28 protein-coding genes, 3 tRNA genes and 2 pseudogenes are annotated in these 25,072 nt (G+C 48.1%); 12 read left to right on the forward strand and 21 right to left on the reverse strand.

Features of this window, described 5'->3' with window-relative positions; genetic code table 11:
- Positions 1 to 111: 111 nt before the first annotated feature.
- From ACMGGX_RS01670 to ACMGGX_RS01690, 5 genes and pseudogenes are all read left to right on the forward strand, one after another.
- Complete coding sequence (locus tag ACMGGX_RS01670; protein WP_061097831.1) at positions 112 to 594, forward strand: Hcp family type VI secretion system effector; 483 nt, start codon at positions 112 to 114, stop codon at positions 592 to 594.
- Positions 591 to 1,070, forward strand: coding sequence for a DUF2778 domain-containing protein (locus ACMGGX_RS01675; protein WP_420297947.1), 480 nt, complete (start codon positions 591 to 593; stop codon positions 1,068 to 1,070). Before ACMGGX_RS01670 ends, ACMGGX_RS01675 begins: the two co-directional genes overlap by 4 nt.
- Before the next feature lie 354 nt (positions 1,071 to 1,424).
- Positions 1,425 to 1,907 (forward strand): annotated as a pseudogene (locus tag ACMGGX_RS01680) (phage portal protein); the annotation flags it as partial.
- Positions 1,908 to 2,370: 463 nt separating this feature from the next.
- Positions 2,371 to 4,272 (forward strand): NACHT domain-containing protein, encoded by a 1,902-nt coding sequence (locus tag ACMGGX_RS01685; RefSeq protein ID WP_420297948.1) that lies wholly within the window; start codon positions 2,371 to 2,373, stop codon positions 4,270 to 4,272.
- A gap of 265 nt (positions 4,273 to 4,537) precedes the next feature.
- The gene (locus ACMGGX_RS01690) at positions 4,538 to 4,912 is read left to right on the forward strand and encodes a helix-turn-helix domain-containing protein (RefSeq protein ID WP_420298740.1); all 375 of its coding nucleotides are present in this window, start codon (positions 4,538 to 4,540) and stop codon (positions 4,910 to 4,912) included.
- 115 nt (positions 4,913 to 5,027) lie between these two features.
- Here the strand turns inward: ACMGGX_RS01690 and ACMGGX_RS01695 are convergent, their stop codons facing one another.
- From ACMGGX_RS01695 to ACMGGX_RS01725, 7 genes are all read right to left on the reverse strand, one after another.
- Entirely contained in the window at positions 5,028 to 7,469 is a 2,442-nt protein-coding gene (locus ACMGGX_RS01695; RefSeq protein ID WP_420297949.1) for a replication endonuclease, read from the reverse strand.
- A gap of 9 nt (positions 7,470 to 7,478) precedes the next feature.
- Complete coding sequence (locus ACMGGX_RS01700; RefSeq protein ID WP_171860840.1) at positions 7,479 to 7,652, reverse strand: hypothetical protein; 174 nt, start codon at positions 7,650 to 7,652, stop codon at positions 7,479 to 7,481.
- Positions 7,652 to 8,614: a Dam family site-specific DNA-(adenine-N6)-methyltransferase gene (locus ACMGGX_RS01705; protein WP_420297950.1), complete on the reverse strand. Its 963-nt coding sequence runs from the start codon at positions 8,612 to 8,614 to the stop codon at positions 7,652 to 7,654. The genes ACMGGX_RS01700 and ACMGGX_RS01705 overlap by 1 nt, the downstream gene beginning before the upstream one ends.
- Positions 8,607 to 8,774, reverse strand: coding sequence for a hypothetical protein (locus ACMGGX_RS01710; RefSeq protein ID WP_164712080.1), 168 nt, complete (start codon positions 8,772 to 8,774; stop codon positions 8,607 to 8,609). The genes ACMGGX_RS01705 and ACMGGX_RS01710 overlap by 8 nt, the downstream gene beginning before the upstream one ends.
- 80 nt (positions 8,775 to 8,854) lie before the next feature.
- Positions 8,855 to 9,136, reverse strand: coding sequence for a hypothetical protein (locus tag ACMGGX_RS01715; RefSeq protein WP_420297951.1), 282 nt, complete (start codon positions 9,134 to 9,136; stop codon positions 8,855 to 8,857).
- On the reverse strand, positions 9,136 to 9,318 hold the full coding sequence (locus ACMGGX_RS01720; RefSeq protein ID WP_039268409.1) for a hypothetical protein: 183 nt from the start codon (positions 9,316 to 9,318) through the stop codon (positions 9,136 to 9,138). Before ACMGGX_RS01720 ends, ACMGGX_RS01715 begins: the two co-directional genes overlap by 1 nt.
- 29 nt (positions 9,319 to 9,347) lie before the next feature.
- Entirely contained in the window at positions 9,348 to 9,551 is a 204-nt protein-coding gene (locus tag ACMGGX_RS01725) for a DNA-binding protein (protein WP_126533636.1), read from the reverse strand.
- 310 nt (positions 9,552 to 9,861) lie between these two features.
- On the opposite strand from ACMGGX_RS01725, the gene ACMGGX_RS01730 reads away from it, so the two are divergent.
- Genes ACMGGX_RS01730 through ACMGGX_RS01750 form a run of 5 tightly spaced genes read left to right on the forward strand, consistent with a single transcriptional unit; the run spans position 9,862 to position 13,531 of the window.
- Positions 9,862 to 10,245, forward strand: coding sequence for a helix-turn-helix transcriptional regulator (locus tag ACMGGX_RS01730; protein ID WP_320732749.1), 384 nt, complete (start codon positions 9,862 to 9,864; stop codon positions 10,243 to 10,245).
- Between the two features lie 9 nt (positions 10,246 to 10,254).
- Positions 10,255 to 10,884 (forward strand): hypothetical protein, encoded by a 630-nt coding sequence (locus ACMGGX_RS01735; RefSeq protein ID WP_320732750.1) that lies wholly within the window; start codon positions 10,255 to 10,257, stop codon positions 10,882 to 10,884.
- Positions 10,885 to 10,912: 28 nt separating this feature from the next.
- Entirely contained in the window at positions 10,913 to 11,791 is an 879-nt protein-coding gene (locus ACMGGX_RS01740; protein ID WP_420297952.1) for a BRCT domain-containing protein, read from the forward strand.
- Complete coding sequence (locus ACMGGX_RS01745; protein WP_420297953.1) at positions 11,788 to 12,819, forward strand: phage integrase; 1,032 nt, start codon at positions 11,788 to 11,790, stop codon at positions 12,817 to 12,819. Before ACMGGX_RS01740 ends, ACMGGX_RS01745 begins: the two co-directional genes overlap by 4 nt.
- Complete coding sequence (locus ACMGGX_RS01750) at positions 12,800 to 13,531, forward strand: hypothetical protein (RefSeq protein ID WP_420297954.1); 732 nt, start codon at positions 12,800 to 12,802, stop codon at positions 13,529 to 13,531. The genes ACMGGX_RS01745 and ACMGGX_RS01750 overlap by 20 nt, the downstream gene beginning before the upstream one ends.
- A gap of 219 nt (positions 13,532 to 13,750) precedes the next feature.
- Here the strand turns inward: ACMGGX_RS01750 and ACMGGX_RS01755 are convergent.
- The 6 genes from ACMGGX_RS01755 to uvrY all read right to left on the reverse strand — a co-directional run bounded on the left by ACMGGX_RS01755 (position 13,751) and on the right by uvrY (position 17,287).
- Positions 13,751 to 13,837, reverse strand: a tRNA-Leu gene (locus tag ACMGGX_RS01755).
- Positions 13,838 to 13,848: 11 nt separating this feature from the next.
- Positions 13,849 to 13,922: transfer RNA gene (locus tag ACMGGX_RS01760), tRNA-Cys, on the reverse strand.
- Positions 13,923 to 13,968: 46 nt separating this feature from the next.
- A tRNA-Gly gene (locus ACMGGX_RS01765) sits at positions 13,969 to 14,044 on the reverse strand.
- A gap of 152 nt (positions 14,045 to 14,196) precedes the next feature.
- The gene (gene pgsA / locus ACMGGX_RS01770; RefSeq protein ID WP_023312285.1) at positions 14,197 to 14,745 is read right to left on the reverse strand and encodes a CDP-diacylglycerol--glycerol-3-phosphate 3-phosphatidyltransferase; all 549 of its coding nucleotides are present in this window, start codon (positions 14,743 to 14,745) and stop codon (positions 14,197 to 14,199) included.
- 56 nt (positions 14,746 to 14,801) lie between these two features.
- Positions 14,802 to 16,634 carry an excinuclease ABC subunit UvrC gene (uvrC, locus tag ACMGGX_RS01775; RefSeq protein WP_085841651.1) on the reverse strand — a complete coding sequence of 611 codons (1,833 nt, stop codon included), beginning with the start codon at positions 16,632 to 16,634 and terminating at the stop codon, positions 14,802 to 14,804.
- Positions 16,631 to 17,287, reverse strand: coding sequence for a UvrY/SirA/GacA family response regulator transcription factor (uvrY, locus tag ACMGGX_RS01780; protein ID WP_013096026.1), 657 nt, complete (start codon positions 17,285 to 17,287; stop codon positions 16,631 to 16,633). The genes uvrC and uvrY overlap by 4 nt, the downstream gene beginning before the upstream one ends.
- A gap of 372 nt (positions 17,288 to 17,659) precedes the next feature.
- Between uvrY and ACMGGX_RS01785 the strand changes: the two are divergent.
- Together ACMGGX_RS01785 and ACMGGX_RS01790 are read left to right on the forward strand one after the other, a co-directional pair.
- Positions 17,660 to 17,728, forward strand: a pseudogene (locus tag ACMGGX_RS01785) (hypothetical protein); the annotation flags it as partial.
- A 25-nt stretch (positions 17,729 to 17,753) separates the two neighbouring features.
- Positions 17,754 to 17,978, forward strand: a complete 225-nt coding sequence (locus tag ACMGGX_RS01790; RefSeq protein ID WP_008500345.1) for a DUF2594 family protein — start codon at positions 17,754 to 17,756, stop codon at positions 17,976 to 17,978.
- Positions 17,979 to 18,044: 66 nt separating this feature from the next.
- Here the strand turns inward: ACMGGX_RS01790 and sdiA are convergent, their stop codons facing one another.
- The 8 genes from sdiA to fliB all read right to left on the reverse strand — a co-directional run bounded on the left by sdiA (position 18,045) and on the right by fliB (position 25,068).
- The gene (gene sdiA / locus ACMGGX_RS01795; RefSeq protein ID WP_045356857.1) at positions 18,045 to 18,767 is read right to left on the reverse strand and encodes a transcriptional regulator SdiA; all 723 of its coding nucleotides are present in this window, start codon (positions 18,765 to 18,767) and stop codon (positions 18,045 to 18,047) included.
- A 221-nt stretch (positions 18,768 to 18,988) separates the two neighbouring features.
- Positions 18,989 to 19,741 (reverse strand): L-cystine ABC transporter ATP-binding protein TcyN, encoded by a 753-nt coding sequence (tcyN, locus tag ACMGGX_RS01800; protein WP_008500343.1) that lies wholly within the window; start codon positions 19,739 to 19,741, stop codon positions 18,989 to 18,991.
- Positions 19,738 to 20,406, reverse strand: coding sequence for a cystine ABC transporter permease (gene tcyL, locus ACMGGX_RS01805; RefSeq protein ID WP_063439354.1), 669 nt, complete (start codon positions 20,404 to 20,406; stop codon positions 19,738 to 19,740). Before tcyL ends, tcyN begins: the two co-directional genes overlap by 4 nt.
- Before the next feature lie 21 nt (positions 20,407 to 20,427).
- A complete protein-coding gene (gene dcyD, locus ACMGGX_RS01810; protein ID WP_063408389.1) occupies positions 20,428 to 21,414 on the reverse strand; it encodes a D-cysteine desulfhydrase in 987 nt (328 codons plus the stop codon).
- A gap of 106 nt (positions 21,415 to 21,520) precedes the next feature.
- Positions 21,521 to 22,321: a cystine ABC transporter substrate-binding protein gene (tcyJ, locus tag ACMGGX_RS01815; protein ID WP_420297955.1), complete on the reverse strand. Its 801-nt coding sequence runs from the start codon at positions 22,319 to 22,321 to the stop codon at positions 21,521 to 21,523.
- A gap of 86 nt (positions 22,322 to 22,407) precedes the next feature.
- Positions 22,408 to 22,959: a flagella biosynthesis regulatory protein FliZ gene (gene fliZ, locus ACMGGX_RS01820; RefSeq protein WP_023312292.1), complete on the reverse strand. Its 552-nt coding sequence runs from the start codon at positions 22,957 to 22,959 to the stop codon at positions 22,408 to 22,410.
- A 54-nt stretch (positions 22,960 to 23,013) separates the two neighbouring features.
- On the reverse strand, positions 23,014 to 23,733 hold the full coding sequence (locus ACMGGX_RS01825) for an RNA polymerase sigma factor FliA (RefSeq protein WP_014170714.1): 720 nt from the start codon (positions 23,731 to 23,733) through the stop codon (positions 23,014 to 23,016).
- 129 nt (positions 23,734 to 23,862) lie between these two features.
- Complete coding sequence (fliB, locus tag ACMGGX_RS01830) at positions 23,863 to 25,068, reverse strand: flagellin lysine-N-methylase (RefSeq protein ID WP_252046396.1); 1,206 nt, start codon at positions 25,066 to 25,068, stop codon at positions 23,863 to 23,865.
- Positions 25,069 to 25,072: the final 4 nt, after the last annotated feature.

Below are 25,072 nucleotides of genomic sequence, written 5' to 3' on the forward strand. Positions count from 1 at the left end.
CAACGAGATATTCATGGAAGGTATAGCACGCAATGCCTTGAGATAGCCTGAGTTTGTTGATTTATTAATCTCTGACAATCACGTCAAACTCACTGAAAAGGAGCGTTCAGAATGGCTATACCTGCATATCTTTGGCTTAAAGATGACGGTGGTACAGACCTCAAAGGGTCTGTTGATGTTGAGTACCGCGAAGGCAGTATTGAGGTTCTTGGATTTGGGCATGGTTTACATCTTCCGACTGACAGCGCAAACGGCAAAATTACAGGTACGCGTGTTCACTCCGCATTAAACTTTGAAAAGGAATTTGATTCATCAAGCCCTTACCTTTATAAGGCAGTGGCGCAAGGGCAGACGTTACAATCAGCGGAATTTAAGTGGTACAGGATTAACGACGCTGGGCAGGAAGTTGAATACTTCAATATGTTTCTAGAAGGAGTAAAAGTAGTTTCTGTGTGCCCCACCATGCATGATGTGAAAGACCCTGCGACTGAAAAGCACAATCATCTTGAAAGCATATCTTTGCGTTATGAGCGCATCACCTGGAAACACTGCGACGGTAACATACTATTTTCTGATTCGTGGGCTGACAGATGATTCGTTGTTATTTTCATATCAATAATGGACAACTCTCTTCTCTGAGCTGCCCAGGAGTCGGTTTTTTCGCTGCCTACTCAGGCAATAAAGGGAAACACAGAAACAATCCTGATTCGATCGCAATACCCAAAAGGGGGCCACTGCCGCCGGGGAAGTACTACATCGTCACCCGATCGCGCGGTGGATGGAAAACCAGACTGAATGATTTCTATAAATCACTGGAAAGTGGTTCAGATCGCAAGCTGTGGTTTGCCCTGTATCGTGAAGACGATCGGATTGATGATACTTCGTTTATTGGAGATGTCGAACGAGGATCATTTCGTCTACATCCCGCAGGCCATAACGGAAACAGTGATGGATGTATTTCAATTGTTTCGTTGTCAGACTATATGATCCTCTGGAGGGCGCTCGTTAAATCGCCACCAGTCATGGTTACAGCCCAGCTGAGGGCGTTTGGCACAATACAGGTATATTGATGAAACCTCTTTCACTGGTATTTGTCTGGTTAGCAGAGCTCGCAACTCTTTTCATCTCTTATTCGGTGCTTTGTTTCTTTTTGCCGGATTTGGAAATATACGATTGGTATGTAAAAAGATATAGCTATGTTATGGAAGAAGATTTCCTTGATTACTACACGCTGATTCTGTTTACCATTTCGATTATGTTTACCACTGTATTGATATGGATAGCAGCGATAGTGCATCAAAGCGCTCGAAGAAAACACGTTTAACAGCAGACTCAAAAATCATGTTTTAGCGATTATAAGAGCAAAAGATAAAAAGTCTTCTGGGCTTGCTCAGAAGACTTTTTTGTCAAAAAAAATACTGTAGGCTGATTTGGCCGATTCTGCTGACAAGTTCAGAAAGCTCTACTACGACAACGGCTCACACGCTGGCTGCATCGTCTACGTTAACAGCGCGATGGCCGACCAGGAGAGCCTTGATAAGCTCAAAAAGACGCTGACGGATACCCGGCGCGGCGGTGCGTTTAAGAACATCCTTCTGCACGCACCTAACGGCGGCAAAGACTCAGTGCAAATACTGCCATTCAGCCAGATATCGGCTAAGGATGAATTTGTGGGGGTGAAGTCTTCCACCCGCGATGACATGCTGGCAGCGCACCGGGTACCGCCGCAACTGATGGGCGCCATTCCGGAAGGGAACGGTTCATTCGGTGATATTGAGAAAGCGGCCCGCGTGTTCGCCGTCAACGAGCTGACACCCTGCATGGAAGCCATGAAGCATGTTAACGACTGGCTGGGTGAGGAGGTGATTCGCTTCAACCCTTACGCATTGCTTGAACCCACGAAGTGATCTCCTGGCCGCATCGTCATTTCTGGCGGTGCGGTACCACCCGCAGCACCATCATTTCCGGCCATATCGGCCACTCACTAAACACAAATAAATCACACCCTCTGCCAGACGCAGCCTGCGGGCTTCTGGCGCGACTTCTCTCGCGCTGCCGCTTCGCTCAACCATCAACATGAGCGCCCAGGAGGCGGCGAATGGCGAAGGATATGACCCCCTGCCAGCCCCCTTTGCGCGCCCTTGCTCCCCCGCCTCGCCTGCGCGCTAAACCGACCTCTTTTTGTGCACTTTGTGAAGTCCATCTAAGTCCCGCCAGTGCTGGGTTGGCCTGGATAAATCGTAGGGTTAAAAATCGTGCAAAATCATGCACAATTATGCGATATTGCTATCTGATTTCTTTTGGAATTATCAAAAACGGGTAGTGCATCCGTCTTGGTTTCTTTTAATTTAGAACTCACGAGGAAAGGGAATGACTTCTTTAGTAGAACTTAGTTTACCAGTAGTTATCAAGGCTATCGTAACAAGTTTAATATCAATTGGCGGTGAAGAGCTCAAAAAAAAGAAAAACAATATCCTCTTGTCATTCAACTCAGACAAGATAGTAGATAAATACATCCAGAACTCGATAAGTAAAGTTTTTGTATTTAGGACGTTGCTGCACGGTGATCGGAATGTATACTTGCATGAAGTATATTATCCATTAAACATTAGAAATACATCAAACAATAATATTACCTTAGTTGAAGATAACACTATACTTCCGGCTCACAGTCCTATATGCATAGTTGGTATAGCAGGGCAAGGCAAAACGACAATAATGAGGAAGCTATTCCTGGAGGAGTTATCAATCCAAGACAAATTTCCCGTCTTTATTAGTCTGAGGCAAGTAGAAGATTTTCATAACTTAAGCTGCGCTCAACTTTTATTAAATCATTTAAACTCTAAAGGTGTTGATGGAACTATTGAAGATGCAAAATACTTATGCGAAAAAGGTATGATCAGTTTCTTTTTCGATGGGTTTGATGAAATCCCCTTCAACCAAAGAATGAATGCTTTAAAAACTATTGGCGAGGCCCATGAGAAATATGGTTGCAAAGTAGTGGTTACTACTCGCCCTGACACAGAAATAACTAGAATACCCGGATATGATATATATAGTGTCGAATATTTAAAGCAAGGCATGCTGTATAGTGTCATTAATAATACAATAGACGATGTCGATACCGCAGTAAATTTGACAAACATGCTTAAAAATAAAGAGTTCATTCGTGATAGTATAAAAACCCCCATTCTATTGGATATATTCATTGTTACATCGCGAAATTTCACCAATGATCCAAAATCAATTACGGATTATTACAGCGGATTGTTTTCAGCCTTGCTTTACAGGCATGATTTAATTAAAAACCTGACTCGTGAGAAAAGATCTGGACTTGTCGATAGAGAATTGGAAAGATGTTTTTCACTTTTCAGTTTCTTATCATACTTCAATGAAAAAAGTGATTTCACGCGTAATGACTTACTTGGTTTATTTGATAAATCCATTAAGGGAAACAAGATTTCTTCAACTGCGGAAAAAGTTTCTGATGATATAGTAGATGGTACAAATCTAATTGTTAAAGACGGTTATGATCATTTCGTTTATATTCACAGATCAATACAAGAGTATTTTTCAGCTAAGTTCATATCTACAATGAAAAAAGATATGAAGCAAAGCATTTACGATAAATTAATAAAAAGAGATTCGAGTTACGAAAACACAAACTTATTGGTTATGTCTAGCTATTTAGATCCATTCTGCTTTTCTGAATTATATGTAATCAGACGTTTGCGCAATGCTGGTATTTTTGAAATGAATCAAATAAAAATTATCCCTTATGATTCCTACATTAATTCAGTATTAGAATGGTTTTTAATTTACCAAGAGACAGATGGTAATTATTCTTGTAATTCAATGATCTCTGGAGGAGGAGATATATGGTCTGATATACACTTGGTTTACTCTATTAACTCAATAATAACGAATGGTGAGAATCGAAACTACGCTACGGTTTTTGCAGAAAATTTCATGATGAAATTTTCTTCAAGAATACAACGAAAATTGAAAAGCGGTGAATTACAGCCAGATCATGATTCTGCGAAACTTGTAGCGGAATACTCATCAAAAGAAGAGAACGAAAATACATTCACCATAAAGTTCTCTTCTCTATTCCCTCACATTAAAGAGTCTGAAGCCATTACTAAAAAAGCATATAAAAGCTATATTGCACGCGTTGAAAACATAAATAAATTCTTAACTGACAATTACTTCAATAAAATTGAGGCTGAAGGAATTCTGGGTGAAATGGTTAATGATTTAGGCTTTGAATAATAAATACATTGTGGTTGTGATATTGCTTCACCATGTGGGTGCCACTTTCAATATCCAACCTGAACGTCCACGATATACTGATGTGTGGCGGGGGAAACCCCGCCCCGTCAACTCAAACGATAGATATTAAAGAGAAAAAATTTTTAATTTCAATCAACTACGGAGTAATCAAATGTCCAAAATCGTATCAGGTAGAGCCCTTAATTGCAGACAAATACGTTAAAAATCATTATTTTTTAACAACCTACATTAGGACTAAATAATGATGGCTAACATTCAATTCATCACAGACAGTAGAGGCCAAAGAATTTCTGCTGTCGTGCCGATTGAACTGTTCGAAAAATTGACCCGCGATAGTAATATTGCAGAGTTATACGAGCCTGTTCAAAGCGAAACCGGCAAATCTGATAACGTTCGACACCCAAACGAAGTTATCAACATTCTTTCTGAGAAGGGTTGCACCATGCAGGCTGCATGGCGTGTTTACAGAGGCTTGACGCAAAAACAAGTCGCTGAGGCATTGGGAATTAAGCAATCTACAGTTTCCGAGTTCGAAAGGTCTGAGCGTCCTCGCAAAGACAACCTTGAAAGGTTAGCTTCACTGTACAAATGTAGTCCCGAGCAACTAACGCTCGAGTAGGAAGTAAAAATGCCCCGGCAACGGGACATTACTATTTATCCTTTCAAACTCCATTGAACTGCCGAATCGCTCTTACCTCCGCCACCGCACAGACAACACTAACCTATTTCAAAACTCACTTAAACGCCTGAAGCCAGCGGCTAACTAATGTCTCTGCCTTGTGTCGTGCCAGCATCTTACGCCAGTGCATATCTGCACCGGTCACAATCAATTCACCCGTTACAGGGTTAGCCCGATATGTTGTATCAAGTGCCGTCACTTCTCCCCCTTGAGCCAGCTTCATCGCCTGTACCGGATTGATTGAGATTTTTCTCAACTTCGCCCACCCCATAATTTCCTTGGCCAGGAATTTAACTTCCTCGGTCACCGCGCTTTCTTCCTGGCGAAGAGCATGTGCTGCCTTCATATAGCTTTCAGCCCTAGCCCGGTCATAGTCGGTGCAATCACCGGCAGTAACGCTTAATGCGAGCTCCTCAAACTGATCAGCAGGTGAAACACGCTGATTTGATTTGTGGTTTCTGATGTCCTCCTCAATTTGTTTTCTCTGATCTCGACTTAAATGACCGATTTCAAATTGCTCTGGCTGCATTACGCCAGCTGGCACAGTCAGATCTGGCGGATAGACAGGCGGTGAATCTGTGTATTTTTTGTACTCAGTACAGTTATTGACACGAGTCCAAGAGGTCGCGGACGCGCCCTTAAGGTCAAAACCCGGATCGGCGCGGTCTGAAGATTTAGGCTTCATCTTCACAATGCGATAAGAATGGAGGCGCGTTTCTACGGGCGGAATGCTGGATGCTGGCATAACCAAACCCTTAATAGCTTTCCGATATTCGCCGTAGCTGGTCGGCTCGTTTTTGTATTGATACCAGGCGCGGAGGACAAGCCTGGAACGGGAAACAAAAGGGCCACCCTGTAAGGTGATGTAACCCTGCCAATCTCCTGCGTGAGCCGCGCGGTGCAGCTCACCAAAAACAGGACTAACCCTGTCGGCTAAATCCTGATTTTTCAGGCGGCGAAGTTCACGCCAGACTGATACCGGCGCTCCCCCTAAAAACTGAAATTGGCGTATCCCCCAGCATGACGCCCAGGCTGTTGCGTGCTTAGCGGTTTCCTTCAGAGGTCGTCCACTTTCATGATCGCTCTCGCCGTCCAGAGCGTAACCATCAATGTTTTTTGAGATGTATTTGACGACATAACCCGTAGCGCTACCCAAAGCCGGATCAATCGGCTTAAGTTCAAAGCGGGGCTGCTTACCAGACTTGCCAGTTAACTCTTCCGCATCCTCACGCGTTGCGTAGTCTTCCATGACCTCTTTCAACTCATCAGTGTGCTCTGGGGCTGTAAACAGCAGTCCATGCCAGTGCGGAGTACCGTCATGATGGGATTCAGCAACGCGAAGGCCGAATACAGGAATTTCGCGGCGTGCGAGTTCAGCGCGAATCTGTTGCCATATTTGATTGAGATACCGCTGTGATCGGCGTGGGCTTGCCCCATTCCACTTGTGGTTGCGGTGTCCAAACGCGGTATAGGCATGATATTTAGACGGGGCGGTGAGCGTGAAGAAACTTCCGGCATAACCGCTTTCCGTTGCCACCTTCTCAAAGCCACCAATACGCGTCATAAGTTCTACGCGGCGCTTTTCAGGGTTCGATACGCTTCTATCAATCTGCTCTATCAGCGACATGCGCTCACCCGTAACCTGATCTTCAAGTTCCAGGCGGCTCATGATTGCCCTGCTACGTTTGCGACGCGCATCCCACTGTTTAACGTGATTTTTGCTGCAATAGGGGGAAACATCGCGACGCACATCACCAAAGGCAATATGCAGATGTTCACGCCAGCGGCGCGCGTACTTTCGCAGCAGGCGTGACCAAAAACGATCATCAAGAATTTTTCGAATTGAAGCAGCCATTTCATCAAGTGGCATTTTGCGCCGTGAAGCCCAGGGCGCGATTAGCCCGAAGTAAGCAATCAGCCTTGAGCCTTCCCGCAGCATTCGTTTGCTGTACTCCACAGGGCTAAGTACAGCATAGGCTTCACTCACTTCAGCTAAGGCAGCATTTGCATAAATAGCGATATCCTGAGCAAGTAAATCAATATCTTCGTCCGTGCAGTCAGCCAACTGATTGAACCGGCGCGTTAGTTCGCGAAGGTTATCAAACGTATGAAAAAGTGGGTTTAATTCGGAAGAAATGATCCAGTCACTACCAACAGGCGCGGCATATTGCTCTGTAACTGCTCGCACGTATGGAAGGTCACGCGCCACGATATTGCGAAGAGTTAACTTTGCAATATGACGCCCTTTGTCAGCGTGTACGGCATTTATGCGGGATGAAACGCGGCGGCGAATAAATGTAGGTAATGGCTTGAGAGTATCTTCAACCCACGCGAAAAACTCCTGCTCTTGACCCAATTCATATAGATCAACAGCGGGAGTCTTATCAACGGCGATGGCCTGTTTTGGTTCATTCCACGGATAGGCGTACCGGGCCGACTCGTCAAAGTTGCCCGGTTTATCCGTAGTCATTGAGTGAACACGACGCGCCTGAGTCACCGGTTCACCTTAGATTGTCACAGTGTCGCCGAGCCTTACTTCCCGCGCGTCACGTTCGGTATAACTGATTATCTCGGTGTTGCTGTAACCACCCTCGCTGAGAACCTCAACGCGCGTGATCCAGAAATTACGGTAAGGGCGAACATCCAGAACCTTTGTTACTACCGCCTCAACTGTATTCATCAGAACACCTCCTGATCTTCAAAAGCACCAGAAGCGACCATTTCTGAATAAGTCGCATCGCCCATCACTGCCCCACAATCAGGACAGCCACCGCCCACACTCCCACAGTAATCGCAGACACGCAGAGTACCTATAACCTCGCCAGCAAGGTTGCGAGTTTTGGCCCCCACTGAGCGCCGAACGTCGAAGGCTTTTAGGTTGAACGGGTAATAGATTTGGTGTGTCTCTGGTGTGTCACTGCCAGATATGACAGATGGTATTTTTGCGTTGTTGTAGAGGCGTGAAAGCATCGCGACCAGGGTGCGGTGATCTTCATCAGTAAATGGCTTGCCGTAAGCCGTAAAATTCGCAGTTTCGCTGGCTGGAAGGTATGGCGGATCGCAATAAACCACGCAGCCCGAATGACCAATCGCCAGCGGGATTGTTGCTCTGAAATCACCATGCAGGAACATAGCACCCTTTTCCCACGCTCTTTTAGCAAAATGCTGAATGTCAGCCACAGGGAAAATTGGCTTCTTACGAAAACCAAAAGGAACGTTGAATTCATTTTTCAAATTAACGCGATATACACCGTTATAGCAATGGCGGTTTAAATAAAGGAACAGCGCCGCATATCTAACCAACGTTTCATCATTATATTTTTGGCGGTCATAATTAAAATCACGATTGATTACATTAAATTCGTCGCGATATTCATAATATATAGCCTCATTATTACCCTTCTCGAATATCTTTGCGGAAGCAGTTAAAAGCGCCTCAGTATTACGCTTAACCATTGAAAAGAAATTAATCAATGCTGCATTGCTATCGCAGAGAAAATAGGTTTTGTAATCAGTGTTCAGGAAGACGCTACCGCTTCCCACGAAAGGCTCAACCAGGCATTCACCTTGGGGCAAAGCATCAAGCACATGCGACATAGCGCGAGACTTGCCGCCCACCCAGATAAGAGGGGAGTTAACCATTTTTATGCTCCTTGTTTACTGCTACCTGTTCTCTATTGCCGATCCAATCTTCCAGGCTGCGGTAAATTTCATTAGTGGAAAGCTTTTCTTTCTTCATCAGGTTTAATTTGATACGCAACAACCCAAGCAGGTGCGCGCGGTCATTTGTTTGAATTGTCATGTTCAATCCTCTGAAAAAAGATAAAGCGAAGCCCCGGCAAAAATGCCGTATATAAATCAGTTCATAGTGCCGTTATTAAATCAGCGCGCGCCGCTATTCCAGTACGCTTCTAATTCTGCGGTGAATAATTCGCAAATTGAGCCACCTGGAAGAATTGAAAATTTAATGCCTGTTTCTTTACAACACACCTCAAAACCATTTCGCGCAATATCGGAAAGAGCCATCCCCTGAACAACATTACGCGATCTGCTGTATTGATGGTCGGGGCCGTAACCGCCACGCGATAAAGTGCGCGCACCATCTTGCCTGTTAGCATTCAAACGGTTTCGCGCTTCCATAACTGCTGCTGTTGAAGTTGTCATTAATGCCCCCGATGTAGCTGATCGATAGTCTGTCGAGCCTGAGACAATCCGAAGTCCAGCCCCAGATAATTACCATCTTTGGTGATTTGGTAACGCTGGCGCGAATACGGTTTTTTGCGTGGCAGCTTCAGGATTGTGAAGCCGCGATAGATTGCTGTTTTGCTGTTGAGTTGAACAAGCATGCGCCCTGCCCCACTGAATAATTGAACTGTTAGCTATTGGCTATTGCATCTTTGAGCATGGCGATCATGTTTACTTCCACCTTGCCCCCCGCCAGCTCTTTAGGTCTGACAATTATTCTTCCGTCACGAACCATTAATCGGCATGTTTCGAATGGAATTCCGGTTATTCTGGAATACTCCTTCAGAGATATATAAGGAGCTGCAACATTCATATTGATGGTTACGCCCGTCATTTTTACCTCGGTGTCCGATGTTAATTATCAGAATGCTGTTTCGGCTCATATTTCATGGATTCAAGGCCACGCAAAAAGACGATGCGTACCATGTTTGATGCTGAACGGCACTCAGCCTCTGCCATGGCCTCAATTTCTGAGCGTTCTTCAGGGGACAAACGCAGTGGCAGAGAACCGCCAGCTACGCTGTTTTTGGGCGTACGCGCCCGCTGTGTGTTTTGTACTTGTGTCATAGTGGTATATTGTGATCTGCTAAGTGTCTGTGATTTACATTCTGGTACTCAAATGAGTACCTGTCAAGGATTATTGAATGCAAACGAGTACAGGAGAACGTCTCAAAGAAGAGCGCATACGCTTGGGACTGAGTCAGGCTGCGCTTGGCGAGATAGGTGGTGTTAGAAAACAAGCTCAGCTTAATTATGAAAAAGGAGAGCGAAATCCTGATTCCACATACCTTTCCGCGATAGCAAAATTTGGTGCGGATATCCAGTACATCGTTACAGGGATAAGGTCTGCGGAGAGCCTTTCTCCAGATGAGCAGGAGTTGATTAATCTATTTAGACAAGCTCCGCTAGCGGTCAAAGCAGCGGCGCTGGCAGCGTTAAACGCAGGCAATGCCGCTTCGGATTCAATAACTGTTTCTGGTAGTGGTAACCGAGTGGCTGGCAGGGATTACAACGAAAACAATAAATAGGGAAGCAGTATGGAAGTGAATTCCTCAGGAGATCAAAACCGGACAGCTGGACGCGACTTCACAGAAAACCGCGTTCAAATAGATAAATTTGATGGTCGTCACACCATCAACATCGCGATCCCCTCAGATGCTCATGACGAGCGACCGCTCGTCAAGGCGCAAAGAAAAGAACTGAATGCCCTTGTCGCGGCAGTCTCTGAGACCTCTAATTCTGAAGCATATGAAGTCTGGCAAAAAGTACATGCTGAGATTGGTGTTTCAAGTATCGAAGAGATGACCGTTAATCAATATCAGACCGCTGTTAGCTACCTGCAAGCAATGGCTGATCGCGGTAAAGACAAAGATGCGAGCAAGGCTCTTGTTAGTTTACTACTGCGCAACAGCACAGATAACGATTTGCGCCAAAAGTTAATCCGTTTCTGTCACGTGAATTTCGGGACCGGCAGACTGAATGATCTTACCCGGCCACAACTTCAAATGACTCTTTCCTGGCTCGATCAACAAACTCAAGCGGCAACGCAAGTTACTGATGAGCTAACCACATCGAAGCTCAATTTCATTGAGTTTTTAAAAACTTATCCAAAAGAAATTGCTGCCTGCTTTATTGCTGGCTTCCTTGTGGGTTCCTTTTTCTTTTAATTTTCTACACATGCATAGAGGTCTTGATATGAGTGAGCACTCTAGTTTCCATTACTTCAGTAACAGGGATAAAGCTTTCACTAATCTCATCAGTATCATTGATGGAATACTTAGTGATGGCGAAGTGACCCAAAAAGAAATGCTTTATCTCGATACCTGGCTACTTGAATCACAGGAAATAAGTGATAACTACTGCGTTAAAGCCATACGGCATCGCATAGCTGATGTTCTCTCTGACGGTGTCATCGATCCGACAGAAATGAAATTCCTCAAAGCGGACCTCATTAAAATACAGAAAGACTTAATCGACCTCCCTTTCCTTCAACTCGACTCCATTGAATCAGACAGGCACTTGCTTGAAGGGTTATGCAAGGGGATCTTGGCTGATGCTCAGCTTAATGACGAGGAGATCAAATATCTTCGATGGTTTTTATCAGTCAATGGAGCGCTCAAAAACAACTACCCTGGCAAAGAGCTCTACACCCTCGTAGAAGATATCCTTCGTGACGGCGTTATCACCGAAGATGAAAGATCCCACCTCCGCCAGGCTCTTATCTCATTTACTGGATGCGATCTGGAATCAGGTATTGTGGATGGTCTATCGACTCAGCTCCCCATAGATACGATTGAATCTTTAAATCTTGCCGGAGCTAACGTTTGTCTGACGGGAGAATTTCTGCATGGTAAGCGCTCCGTTTGTGCTGAGGAGATCCGAAGTCATGGAGCTACTGTGATTGACAATATCACTCAAAAATTGGATTTCCTGATTGTAGGCACTCTGAGTTCAAAAGACTGGAGATACAAAGCACACGGTCGAAAAATTGAAAAGGCGGTGTCTTACAGGGATGAGAAAGGTATTCCATTGAAGATAATCAGCGAGGAGCAATGGAAGAGCTTTTATAAATGACCGTACGTAAACTTCCGTCTGGCAAATGGCTGTTGCAATGCTTCCCATACGGACGTGATGGGAAACGCATACGTAAGCAATTTGCTACCAAAGGCGAGGCGCTCTCCTATGAGCGCCGTTTAATGAATAACGCTACAAACCAGCCTGTAAATGACAATGCTGTGACTCTTTCGGCATTTGTGGAACGCTGGTACGAAATGCATGGCAAAACGCTCTCTTCAGGTGATGAGCGAAAAGTTAAGCTGTTGGCTATTTGTGAGCGACTTGGTGACCCCCTTGCCTCTCACTTCGATAAGAACACTTTCGCTGTATACCGGGAACGGCGTTTAAGCGGGGAATGGAATCCGAAAGGCAAGAAAAAACTGAGTGAGGCGACAGTTAACCGCGAGCAGTCATATCTGCATGCCGTATTCTCGGAAATGAAACGACTGGGTGAGTGGGAGGGAGATAACCCGCTTTCAGGTATCAGGCAGTTTAAGGAAGGAGATCAGGAGCTAGCTTTCCTTTACGAGGAGGAGATTGATCGGCTACTTGAAGCTTGTGACCAGTCAGCAAACAAAGATTTGGGAATTATCGTGCGTATCTGCCTGGCCACTGGTGCACGCTGGAGTGAAGCACAGGATTTAAAACAATCTCAAATTCTTCCCGGGCGTCTTACCTTTACGCAGACTAAAAGCAAAAAGAACCGAACAATTCCTATTTCACCACAGTTACAAGAAATGCTCCCCAAAAAACGCGGTTCACTCTTCGCCCCTGCATATGAGGCATTCAAAACAGCGCTTACACGGGCCGGGATAGAGCTGCCTAAAGGTCAGCGCACCCATGTGCTCAGACATACCTTTGCCAGCCACTTTATGATGCGTGGAGGAAACATTCTGGTATTGCAGCAAATTCTCGGGCACAGCACGATCATGATGACGATGAGATACGCTCACTTCGCTCCTAGCCATTTAGAAGCAGCAGTTTCTTTAAATCCCTTCGATAACAAAACAAATCACGAGTGTGACTATGGAATGTGTAAAAATTGAGCATAGCAATGGAATTGAAATAAGAACAATCCGTGATATAAATGGCAATTTTTCAAGACTTTACAGAGAAAAAGGGAAACTTCTACCTCGGCTAATACTCGAAGGGTACTACATTGAGCAAATGAAGGCTTTTCGCTCTCTTGATAAAGACTTAAGAAACATACTCTCTTGGGTGAAGATACTCAATGACCTGAACGACAGAAACGGCTTCAGAGAAAATCTTTATCCAGGTATGGATAATGAAGATGCAGTGATTTCTAAAGCTCTGTACTTCGCAATTTTAACTTTATATGGGAGATGCTTCACAGGCGCTCAGAGTCGCAAGTTTACTTTTGATAAAAAGCACGTCCCAGAAAAGTACCGAGAGCTTCATGAAGAACTGATGTACTCACGCCACAATTTTGCAGCCCACAAAGGTGATTTTGATGTCGAAGATTGTCAAATAGCGCTTGTTGTAAATATCAATAAGCATCAATTACGGCCTACTTTCTTCTCAGAGCTACAGCAACCCTACATAGCTCATAGCCTCTTAGGCACTGAAGATGGAAATGCTGTGGTCAATCTATGCGATGCCTTACGTAACATAGCCACAGAGAAATACTCAGATATATGTGACAAAATCTCTGAAGGATTTGTTCGTAAAACTCCGCTGGCGTTTTGGAAGCATGCAAATGGTAAAACTGTGAACATCGATTCGTATTTTAAAAAGTGAGCTTTACTGGATGACATCAAAGTAAATCCTTCAATGTCTGGTTGATACAGTCATCGACTTGAAACCAAGCAATACTGAAGAGGATAAGAGAACAGAGGTGTCAGTGCTGCCAGCATGCTGCCATTTTGCTGCCACTGCCCTAAATTTATGGAATAAAAAAACCACCTTTCGGTGGTTTATACGACACTGCTTATCATTGATTTTATTCTACTTTTCCCATGGTAGCCGGAGTGGGACTTGAACCCACACAGCGCGAACGCCGAGGGATTTTAAATCCCTTGTGTCTACCGATTCCACCATCCGGCCAGGGAAGAAAGTGGAGGCGCGTTCCGGAGTCGAACCGGACTAGACGGATTTGCAATCCGCTACATAACCGCTTTGCTAACGCGCCGTAAAACTTTTTAAACTGACACCCGCAACTGCGCATGTCTTTTATCTGGAGCGGGAAACGAGACTCGAACTCGCGACCCCGACCTTGGCAAGGTCGTGCTCTACCAACTGAGCTATTCCCGCATGTCATCAAGTAAACGTCTAACCACTTGATTTCACTATCGTCCGGCTTGCTGTGCCGCCGTTCGATGCGTTGCATTCTACTGATATGACGTTATGAGTCAACGTTATTTTTTGCATCCCCGGATCGTTTGCTGAAAATTACGGCGAAACGATCACTGATCAAGCAAATCCCCGCGCGCAGCGTTCAAATATTGCAGCATGGACCACAGCGTCAGCACTGCCGCCACCCAAAGCAGACCAATTCCCGCCCATTCAACCCAGGCGTTCGGACGCCAGAGCATCCAGACCAGCGCCGCCATCTGCGCCGTCGTTTTGACTTTACCAATCCACGAGACCGCCACGCTGCTGCGTTTACCCAGTTCCGCCATCCACTCGCGCAGCGCAGAGATAATGATCTCGCGGCCGATCATGGTTGCTGCGGGCAGCGTTACCCACCAGGTGTGATAGTGCTCGGCTACCAGCACCATGGCGATAGCGACCATCACTTTGTCTGCCACCGGATCGAGGAAGGCACCGAAACGGGTGCTTTGATTCCAGCGACGGGCCAGATAGCCATCAAACCAGTCGGTGACCGCCGCGATCAGAAAGAGCAATGCGCAGGCGAAAGGTGCCCAGACGACCGGCAGATAAAACGCCAGTACAAAGAACGGAATGAGTACAACACGAAAGAGAGTGAGCAACGTAGGGATATTAAATTGCATAATAACGGTAACTGTTTGTTGTCAGTAAAATTTAGCTCTATGTTGCTACAGAGCCCTCAATGTTTCAACGAGTAGTAGATCTTTTCTGCCAGCCCTTGCGAAATACCCGGCACTTTTGCAATTTCCTCCATGCTGGCGTTGAGTAATCCTTGCAATCCTCCCATATATTTCAGCAGCATCTGGCGACGTTTTGGACCCACGCCTTCGATCGTTTCCAGGCTACTGGTGTTTTTCACCTTCGCCCTTTTTTTGCGGTGACCGCTGATGGCATGATCGTGTGATTCATCGCGAATATGCTGGATGACGTGCAGCGCCGGGGAGTCCGGCGGCAGGCTGAAGCCCTCGCCTTCCGGCTCGAAGAACAATGTCTCCAGACCGGCCTTACGATCGGCCCCTTTTGCAACGCCCAGCAGCAGCGGATGGTTTTTATCCCAGCTGACATCAAGCGACTCAAATACCGCTTTTGCCTGGCCGAGCTGCCCTTTCCCGCCGTCAATCAGGATCACATCCGGGATTTTGCTCTCTTCTATGGCTTTACCATAGCGACGACGCAGCACCTGATTCATGGCCGCATAGTCATCGCCCGGCGTGATCCCAGTGATGTTGTAGCGGCGATACTCGGCGCGCAGTGGGCCATTCGCATCAAACACCACGCACGACGCCACCGTCTGTTCCCCCATCGTGTGACTGATGTCGAAACACTCCATCCGTTTCACTTCCGGAAGCTTCAGCAGCGTCGCCAGGGCAGTTAAGCGCTGGTGCACCGTCGACTGCTGCGACAGCTTAGTGGTGAGTGCCGTCGCCGCGTTGGTGCGCGCCAGCTTCAGATAACGGGCACGATCGCCGCGCGGTTTGGTTTGTACATTCACCCGACGGCCCGCCAGTTCAGAGAGCGAATCGGCCAGCAGGGTTTTATCGTCAAGATTAAAGTCGAGCAGGATCTCAGAAGGAAGCGTGCGCATCTGGCTTCCCTGCAGATAGAACTGGCCGACAAAGGTTTCTACCACTTCACCCAGTTCAGTACCGCCGGGCACTTTCGGGAAATAGCTGCGGCTGCCGAGCACTTTGCCCTGGCGAATAAACAGCACGTGCACGCAGGCCATTCCGGCGTCAAAGGCTACGCCGATGACGTCGAGATCGTCACCGGTATTCGAGACAAACTGTTTCTCAGTGACTCTGCGCACCGCCTGGATTTGGTCGCGGATACGCGCGGCCTCTTCGAACTCGAGTGCGGCGCTGGCTTTTTCCATGCGCGCGATCAGCTGCGTTAAGACCTGATCGTCTTTTCCGGCTAAGAACAGGCGCACATAATCCACCTGCTGGGCATACTCTTCTTCACTTACCAGCCCTTCCACGCAGGGCCCCAGGCAGCGTCCAATCTGGTACTGCAGGCACGGGCGCGAGCGGTTACGGTAAACGCTGTTTTCACACTGGCGGATCGGGAAGATTTTTTGCAGCAGCGCCAGCGTTTCACGCACGGCATAGCCGTTAGGGAACGGCCCGAAGTATTCGCCCTTGGCGTGTTTTGCACCGCGGTGCATGGCGAGGCGCGGATGGGTGTCGCCGCTCAGAAAAATAAACGGGTAGGATTTATCATCACGCAGCAGGACGTTATAGCGCGGCTGGTAGAGCTTTATATAGTTGTGCTCAAGCAGCAGCGCTTCTGTCTCGGTGTGCGTGACGGTGACATCAATATTCTGAATGAGTGAGACCAGCGCTTCGGTCTTACGGGAGGCCAGGTTGCTGCGAAAATAGCTGGAGAGACGTTTTTTAAGATCTTTTGCCTTCCCCACGTAGATAACCGTACCGCCAGCGTCATACATGCGATAGACGCCAGGCTGGCTGGTTACGGTTTTCAGAAATGCTTTTGAATCGAACACATCACTCACTGACTTAACAACGTCTCCGCATTACACAAACCGTGCCGGATGGCCAGGTGCGTCAGTTCGACGTCACCATGAATGTTCAGTTTACTGAACATCCGGTAACGATAGCTGTTCACCGTTTTCGGGCTGAGATTCAGCTGTTCCGAGATCTCATTCACCTTCTGACCTTTGGTGATCATCAGCATAATCTGCAATTCACGCTCGGACAAACTGGCAAACGGTGATTCGGTTTTCTCGGGCTCGATCTGACTCAGCGCCATCTGCTGGGCAATGTCGGACGCTATGTAGCGCTGTCCGGCAAACACGGAACGGATCGCATTGACGACTTCCTGCGGCGCAGCACCTTTACTCAGGTAGCCCGCTGCGCCCGCCTGCATCACTTTCGCGGGCAGTGGGTTTTCGGTATGCACGGTCAGCATGATGACTTTTGTATCAACAAAGGTACGTGCGATTTTGCGTGTTGCTTCAAGACCACCGATACCGGGCATATTCATATCCATCAGTACCACATCGGCCGAGTTTGTGCGGCACCATTTTACCGCATCTTCGCCGCAGCACGCCTCACCGGCAACTTTAATACCTTTAATATCTTCAAGAATGCGTCGTATCCCTGCGCGCACCAGTTCGTGGTCATCAACAAGAAGGACGTTGATCAAAGGAAATGTCTCCAGAATAGGGATAACGCTACTGAGTGATAATTTGGTTTATATTAACGGTTTTCCTCACAAGATTAAAACGTTAAAAAACCGGCTATTCGATTTTGCTCTCGTTTTTGGAAATTAGGCTGTACAGTCCGTGGAAAGAGAGACCATGCATTCAGGGCTTCTGCAGCTTTTTTTAAGCATCTGTATTCAAAAAGTTACAAAAAACTTGCAGGCTTTTCCTGCAAAAAAACAGATCTCAAATTTTTGTAACAATAATTAACGACAAGCGAACCGGGCACAAACAATTAATAGCCTTTCACGACGGTTCAGTTTACCGGTACGTTCTGTTTACGCAATTAAACACCCACGTAAAAGTACGAAAAACAACCGCTGCATTTTTTGCTGCAGCTTGTGGTATACTCCGCCGCCTTGACTTTCGTCGTCGCGCTTTAGCGCCGTTAAATAATGAGGAAAATAAATGAGCACACCTGAATTTGCCACTGCGGAGAATAACCAGGAACTGGCACAGGAAGTAAACTGCCTGAAAGCACTGCTGACGCTGATGCTGCAGGCGATGGGCCAGGCGGATGCCGGTCGTGTGATCATTAAAATGGAAAAACAAATCGCGGAGATGGAAGACCAGGCTGAATCTGCGGTATTTGCTAACACCGTTAAGCAAATCAAACAAGCCTACCGCCAGTAACAAAAAACGGCTGGATGCAGTGCATTCAGCCGTTTGTTCGTCTGTCACGCAGAACGTATTATCCTGTCAGATCAGTCCCGTTGCCGCCGCGTAGCACGCAATCTGGGTTTTGTTGGGCGCGTTGAATTTCTTCTGCATATTTTTCTGATGGAAGTTAACGGTATTCTCAGAGATAGAGAGAATGATCGCTATTTCCGCTGACGTCTTCCCTTCTGCAGTCCATTTCAGAATTTCGCGCTCGCGTTTGCTGAATTTCATTTCGGGTGGCATAACCATCCCATCTTCAAAACGCATCAGAGAAGTTAAGGCCATTTGCACCAGCATTTGCAGCCGCAGTTCTATTTCCTCACGGGCAAAAGGCCCTTCCTGTACACTAGTACGAGAAACAGACAGGAAGCCAAGCGCATGATTAGGCAGCATCAGGCACTGCGTTATTCCCGCGCGTAAACCGTGGTCCTGGGCGCTATGCCATAATTCCTGCGCCTCGGCAAATAATGCGTCTGTCCAGGGCAAATGACCCTGGATGAAATTTTCCGCTTTTAAAACAGGATCGATAGCGAAATAGTTCGCGGATTGATATTGCGCCATCCACGGCTTTGGATAAGTGGTCTGCAAAGAGATTTTAGGGCGCGTAAAGGGCACGGGATGTCGCACACAGAGCGCGTAATAATCGAATTCCAGCGCCTGAGTTTGCCGCTCTAGCTCTCGATATACCTCATCGGTATTCGTCAATTCCTGAAACCGGAGGGAGCAATCCCGTCGCCAGGTGAAAAAGTCTGAATCCTTCATACTTACTAAATGAAGCCTCTGAAAAGATAATCATTATTATGGTGAATATAACCTAACACATAAAACTTTTTTCTAACTACAAAATATTGGCATTAGCACAATTAACTTTACTATTGATAAGGTTTATCCGGGCCGGATGGAATAAAAAAACAAACGACTGCCCCCGAAGGGAGAATAATTTGCTCCAGCCTAACTTTCTGGAGCAAATTAGTGCAAAAATTCTACTGCATAAGGAATTTTTCAAGGAACTGACGGGTTCTCGGCTGTTGAGGGTTAGCGAACAGGCTTTTCGCCGGCCCCTGCTCCACAATCCGCCCCTGATCCATGAAGATGGCTCTGTCAGCAACATCGCGTGCAAAGCTCATTTCATGCGTCACGATCACCATCGTCCGTTTTTCCTGCGCCAGCTGGCGAATGGTGTTCAGCACCTCACCCACCAGTTCCGGATCGAGCGCAGAGGTCGGTTCATCAAACAGGATCACGTCAGGACGCATCGCCAGCGCGCGCGCTATCGCCACGCGCTGCTGTTGGCCGCCCGACAGACGGCGCGGATAGCTGGTCTCTTTCCCCGCCAGCCCGACTTTGGCGAGCAGTTCGCGCGCGCGCGCCGTCGCTTCCTCTTTTGGCTCACCTTTAACGATAACCGGCCCTTCGATAATGTTCTCCAGCACCGTACGGTGCGGGAAGAGATTAAAGTTCTGGAAAACGAAACCGACATGCTGGCGCAGGCGGCGAATTAACCCTTTCTGCTGGCTAATGGATTTCCCGGTATCAATCGTTATCTCCCCTACCCGAATGGTGCCGCCTTCCGGCTGTTCAAGCAGGTTAATACTGCGCAGCAGCGTCGTTTTTCCCGAACCGCTTGGTCCGATAATCGCCACCACTTCACCCTGCTCTACTTCAAGATCGATCCCGTGGAGCACCGTTTGACCGTGGAATTTTTTCACCAGGTTTTTGACGTCGATAGCACTCATTTTGGATCACGCTCCTGGCGGTTAAGCTGGTTTTCGAAGTAGTTTTGCAGAGCAGAAAGCACCGTTGCCATCACCCAGTAAATCAGCGAAGCGGCCAGATACATGGTAAAGACTTCAAGCGTGCGCGAAGTAATGAGCTGCGCCTGACGGAACAGTTCCGGTACCTGAATCGTTGCCGCCAGGGACGTATCTTTCACCAGGCTAATGAAGCTGTTGCTGAGCGGTGGAAGCGCCACGCGCGCCGCCTGCGGCAGAATGGCCCGACGCAGCGTCTGCCATGGCGTCATCCCGATACTGGCTGCCGCCTCCCACTGCCCTTTGTCAATGGAGGAGATAGCCGCTCGCAGGGTTTCTGACGTGTACGCCGCGGTATTGAGCGACAGACCAATCATCGCTGCGGGGATCGGATCCAGCTCGATACCAAACTGCGGCAAGCCGTAGTAGATCATAAAGAGCTGGGCGATAAGCGGCGTGCCGCGAAATACGGAAATATAAAAGCGCGCCAGCCAGCGTACCGGCAGGATGGGTGACATGCGCATTAATGCCAGCACAAATCCCAGCACCAGGCCGAAGAACATCCCGCCGATACTGAGCTGTAACGTAAATACCGCACCTTTCAGCAGATACGGCATAGAATCAATAACCAGTTGAATACTTTCTTGCATTATTATTTTTCGACCTGATTTTTAGACATGAGGATGGTAGGCAAACAGCGCAGGCGCCCCGCCGGTATGGACAAATAAAATCGGCCCTTCATCCTTAAAGCGTTTCTGCGCAATGCCGTCAATCAGTCCGGCCATCGCTTTGCCGGTATAGACCGGATCGAGCAGTATCCCCTCGAGGCGCGCCAGCAGCTTCACCGCTTCCATGCCCTCTTCGTTAGGCGTACCGTAACCCGGTGCAAAATAGTCATCCCAGAGCAGAATGTCGGCCCTGGCCTTCAGCTCCAGCTGCTCGGCTACCGCCTGCTGTAAGGTGACCACTTTCGGCTTCTGATCCGCGACGCTGCGGGACACCGTCACGCCAATCAGCTCGACGTCCGGCAGCAGTTGTTCCAGCCCCACCGCCAGCCCGGCATGCGTGCCCGCGCTTCCGGACGCGACAACCACGGAGGAGAGGCTTACCGCGCCCTCGCACTGCTGCGCAATTTCCAGCGCACTCTCCACATACCCCAGCGCGCCCAGCGCGTTCGAACCGCCGACGGGGATAACGTAGGGGCGGAACCCCTGCGCTTCCAGACGCGTCGCCAGCTCGTCGAGCTGGGCGGCCGGATCGGTCAACGCATCCACCATTTCGACCTGCACGTTAAACAGGTCCAGCAGCAGACGGTTGCCGTTGGTGAGATAGTTTTCTGCCCGCGTGCCAATCGGGTTTTCCAGCAATGCCACGCAGTGGAGCCCGAGCTTTGCCGCCACTGCCGCCGTCTGACGAACGTGGTTGGACTGGATAGCCCCGGCGGTAATGAGCGTATCCGCGCCTTCGCGCAGTGCATCAGCCGCCAGAAACTCCAGCTTGCGCAGCTTATTGCCCCCCATCGCCATTGGCGTCACGTCGTCACGCTTGATAAAAATATCGCGCCCTAAATAATCAGAAAATCGCGGCAGATACTCCAGCGGCGTCGGCGCGCCGATGAACTCCAGGCGGGGAAAGCGCGTTAAATTCTGTAGTGACATGGGTTCTCCGGTAACTCTGACAAAATGTGATATTTTTCATTATGCACGCAGACGCGAAAGAAATAAAAAAGGCGCTTTTAAAAGCGCCTTTTTTTACGGCAGAAGCTTATTTCGTGACGTCTGCACCGAACCACTTCTCGGAGAGCGCCTTCAGGCTGCCGTCTTTTTGCATGTCAGCAATCGCGGAATCAATCGCTTTGACCAGGTCTTCGTTACCTTTACGAACGGCAACGCCTGATTCCTGACGAGAGAACGCATCACCCGCTACCGCCAGGGTATTGTTGGTTTTCTTCACCAGATCCAGCGCGGCCAGGCGGTCAACCAGAATGGCGTCGATACGGCCCACGCGCAGATCCTGGTATTTCGTCGGGTCATCATCATAGGTACGGATATCCACGCCCTGCACGTTCTGGCGCAGCCACTCTTCGTAGTTGGTACCCAGACCGACACCGACTTTCTTGCCTTTCAGGTCCGCGGAAGTTTTAATTCCGCCTTCGTTGCCTTTCTTCACCAGCGCCTGAATACCGGACACGGTGTACGGCGTAGAGAAGTCATATTTCTTCTTACGCTCGTCAGAAATGGTCACCTGATTAATCACCACATCAATACGTTTGGAGTCCAGCGACGCCAGCATACCGTCCCATTTGGTCGGTTTCAGCGACGCTTTAACGCCGAGGTGCTTCGCCAGCTCTTCAGCAAACTCCACTTCAAAACCGGTCAGCTTACCGTCATCGCCCTGGAAGCTGAACGGAGGATAGGTTCCTTCCAGCCCGACCAGCAGCGTACCGCGCTCTTTTACTTTATTCAGCAGGTTTTCTGCGGCGAACGTTTTCACGCTCATGCCCGCAACCAGCGCAACGGCCATAACACCCATCAGCGCCTGACGACCCAGAAGTGCAAATTTCATAAATACCCCGATATAGTGGAATTTTTACGTAGTGTAGAGAAATCGCCTGCAACGTCAAAGGCGACTGCGCTACATCTTATTCTTTTTTAATATATATCAGAAGTTGTTCCGGCGTGGGCTTTCTGCTTTATGGCACCCGGCATTTGTACCTTGTATTGAGCATACTTCCGCAGCGCAATTCGGTAGTTGTTGGTGCTGGTCGCAGGCAGCCACGGCTCGAGATTTTCATCCAGATAACCGGTTTTCAGCAGATCGCGAGAAATATTGTTTACGGACAGATGTTGCCCAAGGCGGCGCAGGCGAACGACATATTCGCGAACGGTGCCGTGGCTCATCTCCGTTTGTTCAAACAGGAACTGCTTGAAGCCGATAATATCGAAGAAGTCGCTTTGCTCTTTGCAGTGGAGATCCCCACAGAAACGGCAAAGCGCCACCCACTCTTTTTGCTCTTCGAGCCATGCTGCTTCGTCCATCAACGTGTCGAGACGCGAAATCGCAATCTTATTGACGATTTCGCCCCGGCGAACCAGCGTGATACGATCGAGTAACTTGTTACAGTGGGCGCAATGCGTCTGGCTGTGTTTAAAGTCTTTCAGGTAGCGGCTTAAAGGCCGTCTTTTAGATTGCTGCACCGTCATGATAACTCCTGGTTGTCAATACGTTGTGCGGCATTTTTAAGGTGAATCAATCACCTATAACTTACCCAGCTTGGTTCGTAAGCGTTTAATGGCCTGGCTGTGCAGCTGGCTCACCCGCGACTCTCCCACCTCCAGAACAGCGCCAATCTCTTTGAGGTTAAGCTCTTCCTGGTAATAAAGGGTCAATACCAGCTGTTCGCGTTCAGGCAGAGCTTCAATAGCCTCCATGACGCGCTGGCGTAAATTCCCTTCCATTAAATGGTGTAACGGGTTTTCCTGCTGGTGCTCGTCCGTCACCAGCTCGATGCTATCGCCATGCTCTTCTCGCCACTCGTCATATGAGAAGAGTTGGCTATTATTGGTATCGAGCAACATCTGACGATACTCTTCAACAGCAATGCCAAGACGTTCCGCCACTTCGGTTTCCGTTGCGTTACGTCCCAGTTCCTGTTCCAGCTGCCCCATCGCATGCGCCACTTCGCGCGCGTTGCGGCGAACACTGCGCGGCACCCAGTCGCGGCTGCGCAGCTCGTCCAGCATCGCACCACGAATACGCTGAACTGCGTAAGTCGTAAATGCCGTTCCTTGCAGAGCGTCGTATCGGTCAACTGCATTCAATAACCCGATACCGCCCGCCTGTAGCAGATCGTCGAGTTCCACGCTCGCCGGCAAGCGCACCTGGAGGCGCAATGCTTCGTGACGCACCAGCGGGACATAACGCTGCCACAGCGAGTGTTTATCCATTACACCTTCAGCGGTATAGAGTGAATTCACGATAAACAGCCCTGCGTTAGTTGAGTTATCGGCATGATTATCCGATTCTGCAGGGCGTTCAATTGGATGAAAAAGGGGGATAAAGTGAGGTTATTCTGAGGTTGCCCACAACAGGGGCAACTTTTCTGGCTAAATTAACAGTTGTAACAATGAAAGATCGTCGCCCAGTTTGACGCTATCTATATGTTGATGAAAGAGCTTTCCCGCTTCCTGATTATGCTGGCTAAGGGAGTGGAAGCTGTAAATAACATCAATAATATTATCTTGTTCAATTTTCCCCGCCACGATCGCCTGACCGGCAAGTAATGTTTTAAGGAAATAGAACTCCGCGACGATTAAATAAAGATTATTCAACATGCTGCGGCCATTGTTCTGCGGGAAGCCCTGCTCCCAGAGTTTGTATTTAAAAAAGTTCTTGAATAAATGGTCATGGGTCGCCAGGTAACTTCCCGCCACATCGCGCCAGACGGACTCGATGTTCTCCATGACCTTCTCTGCCGGTACGGTGTCACCCGCAGTCTCAAATTGTTGATAAAGCTGAGTAAAATAACGGTTTAATACCGCACCGCCGCGGGCTGTCGCTTTCTTCGTGAAGTAGCTCTGGATGAGCGAAATTAACGCGAATTTCAGGCTGTAGTTCTGATTAAATCCGCCTAATTCCGTTTTGATTTTACCGCTCACCAGTTCGTTAACCAGCGAGAAATAGACCGTTTCGAGCGTGCCGATATTCTCTTCGAGATTATCGAGCTTTTCCGCCACCATGAGGAATTTCACCACGGCGTAAACCTGTTCTTCAACGCTGACGCCCTCAACGCTGAAAATATTCTGGCAGAAGAGATTGATGACCTTTGCCTTCAAATCAATCATCGGCGCATTATTGACGTCCTGCTGAACAATGACAGATTCCATCAACGACATAGACTCCCGATCGTTCAACAGAAGTCGGGTCACTTCCGGACACGAGAGGTTCAGCGATTTTTCGATTTCATTTTTATAGACCCGGTTTGTCCGCGGAAACGACGTACAGGTTGGGCTTAAGGCCTGGATGCCCATGGCGCTATGAACAGAACAGAGTTTTTCCGTATCCATAAACGGGCAGTTTTTACTTTCCGTATGGAAAATCACTTCACCCCAGTGGTCATAGTTTTTTTTGGTGACTTTTATCGCCGTTTTCGCCGTCTGACGAATGGCGGCATTTTTACTGTTCAGATAGCGATTAACGGAGGATTTATCAAACGCGATGGTCCAGCCCTGACAACAATGTTCACGGCATTCCCCACCGACACATGAAAAATCTGCGACCAGCTTTGGTTGAGTGACACTGATTTGTTTCACAGGC

The sequence above is a fragment of the Enterobacter sp. BNK-29 genome, assembly GCF_048684785.1.
GTDB classification, from domain to species: Bacteria; Pseudomonadota; Gammaproteobacteria; order Enterobacterales; family Enterobacteriaceae; genus Enterobacter; species Enterobacter cloacae_M.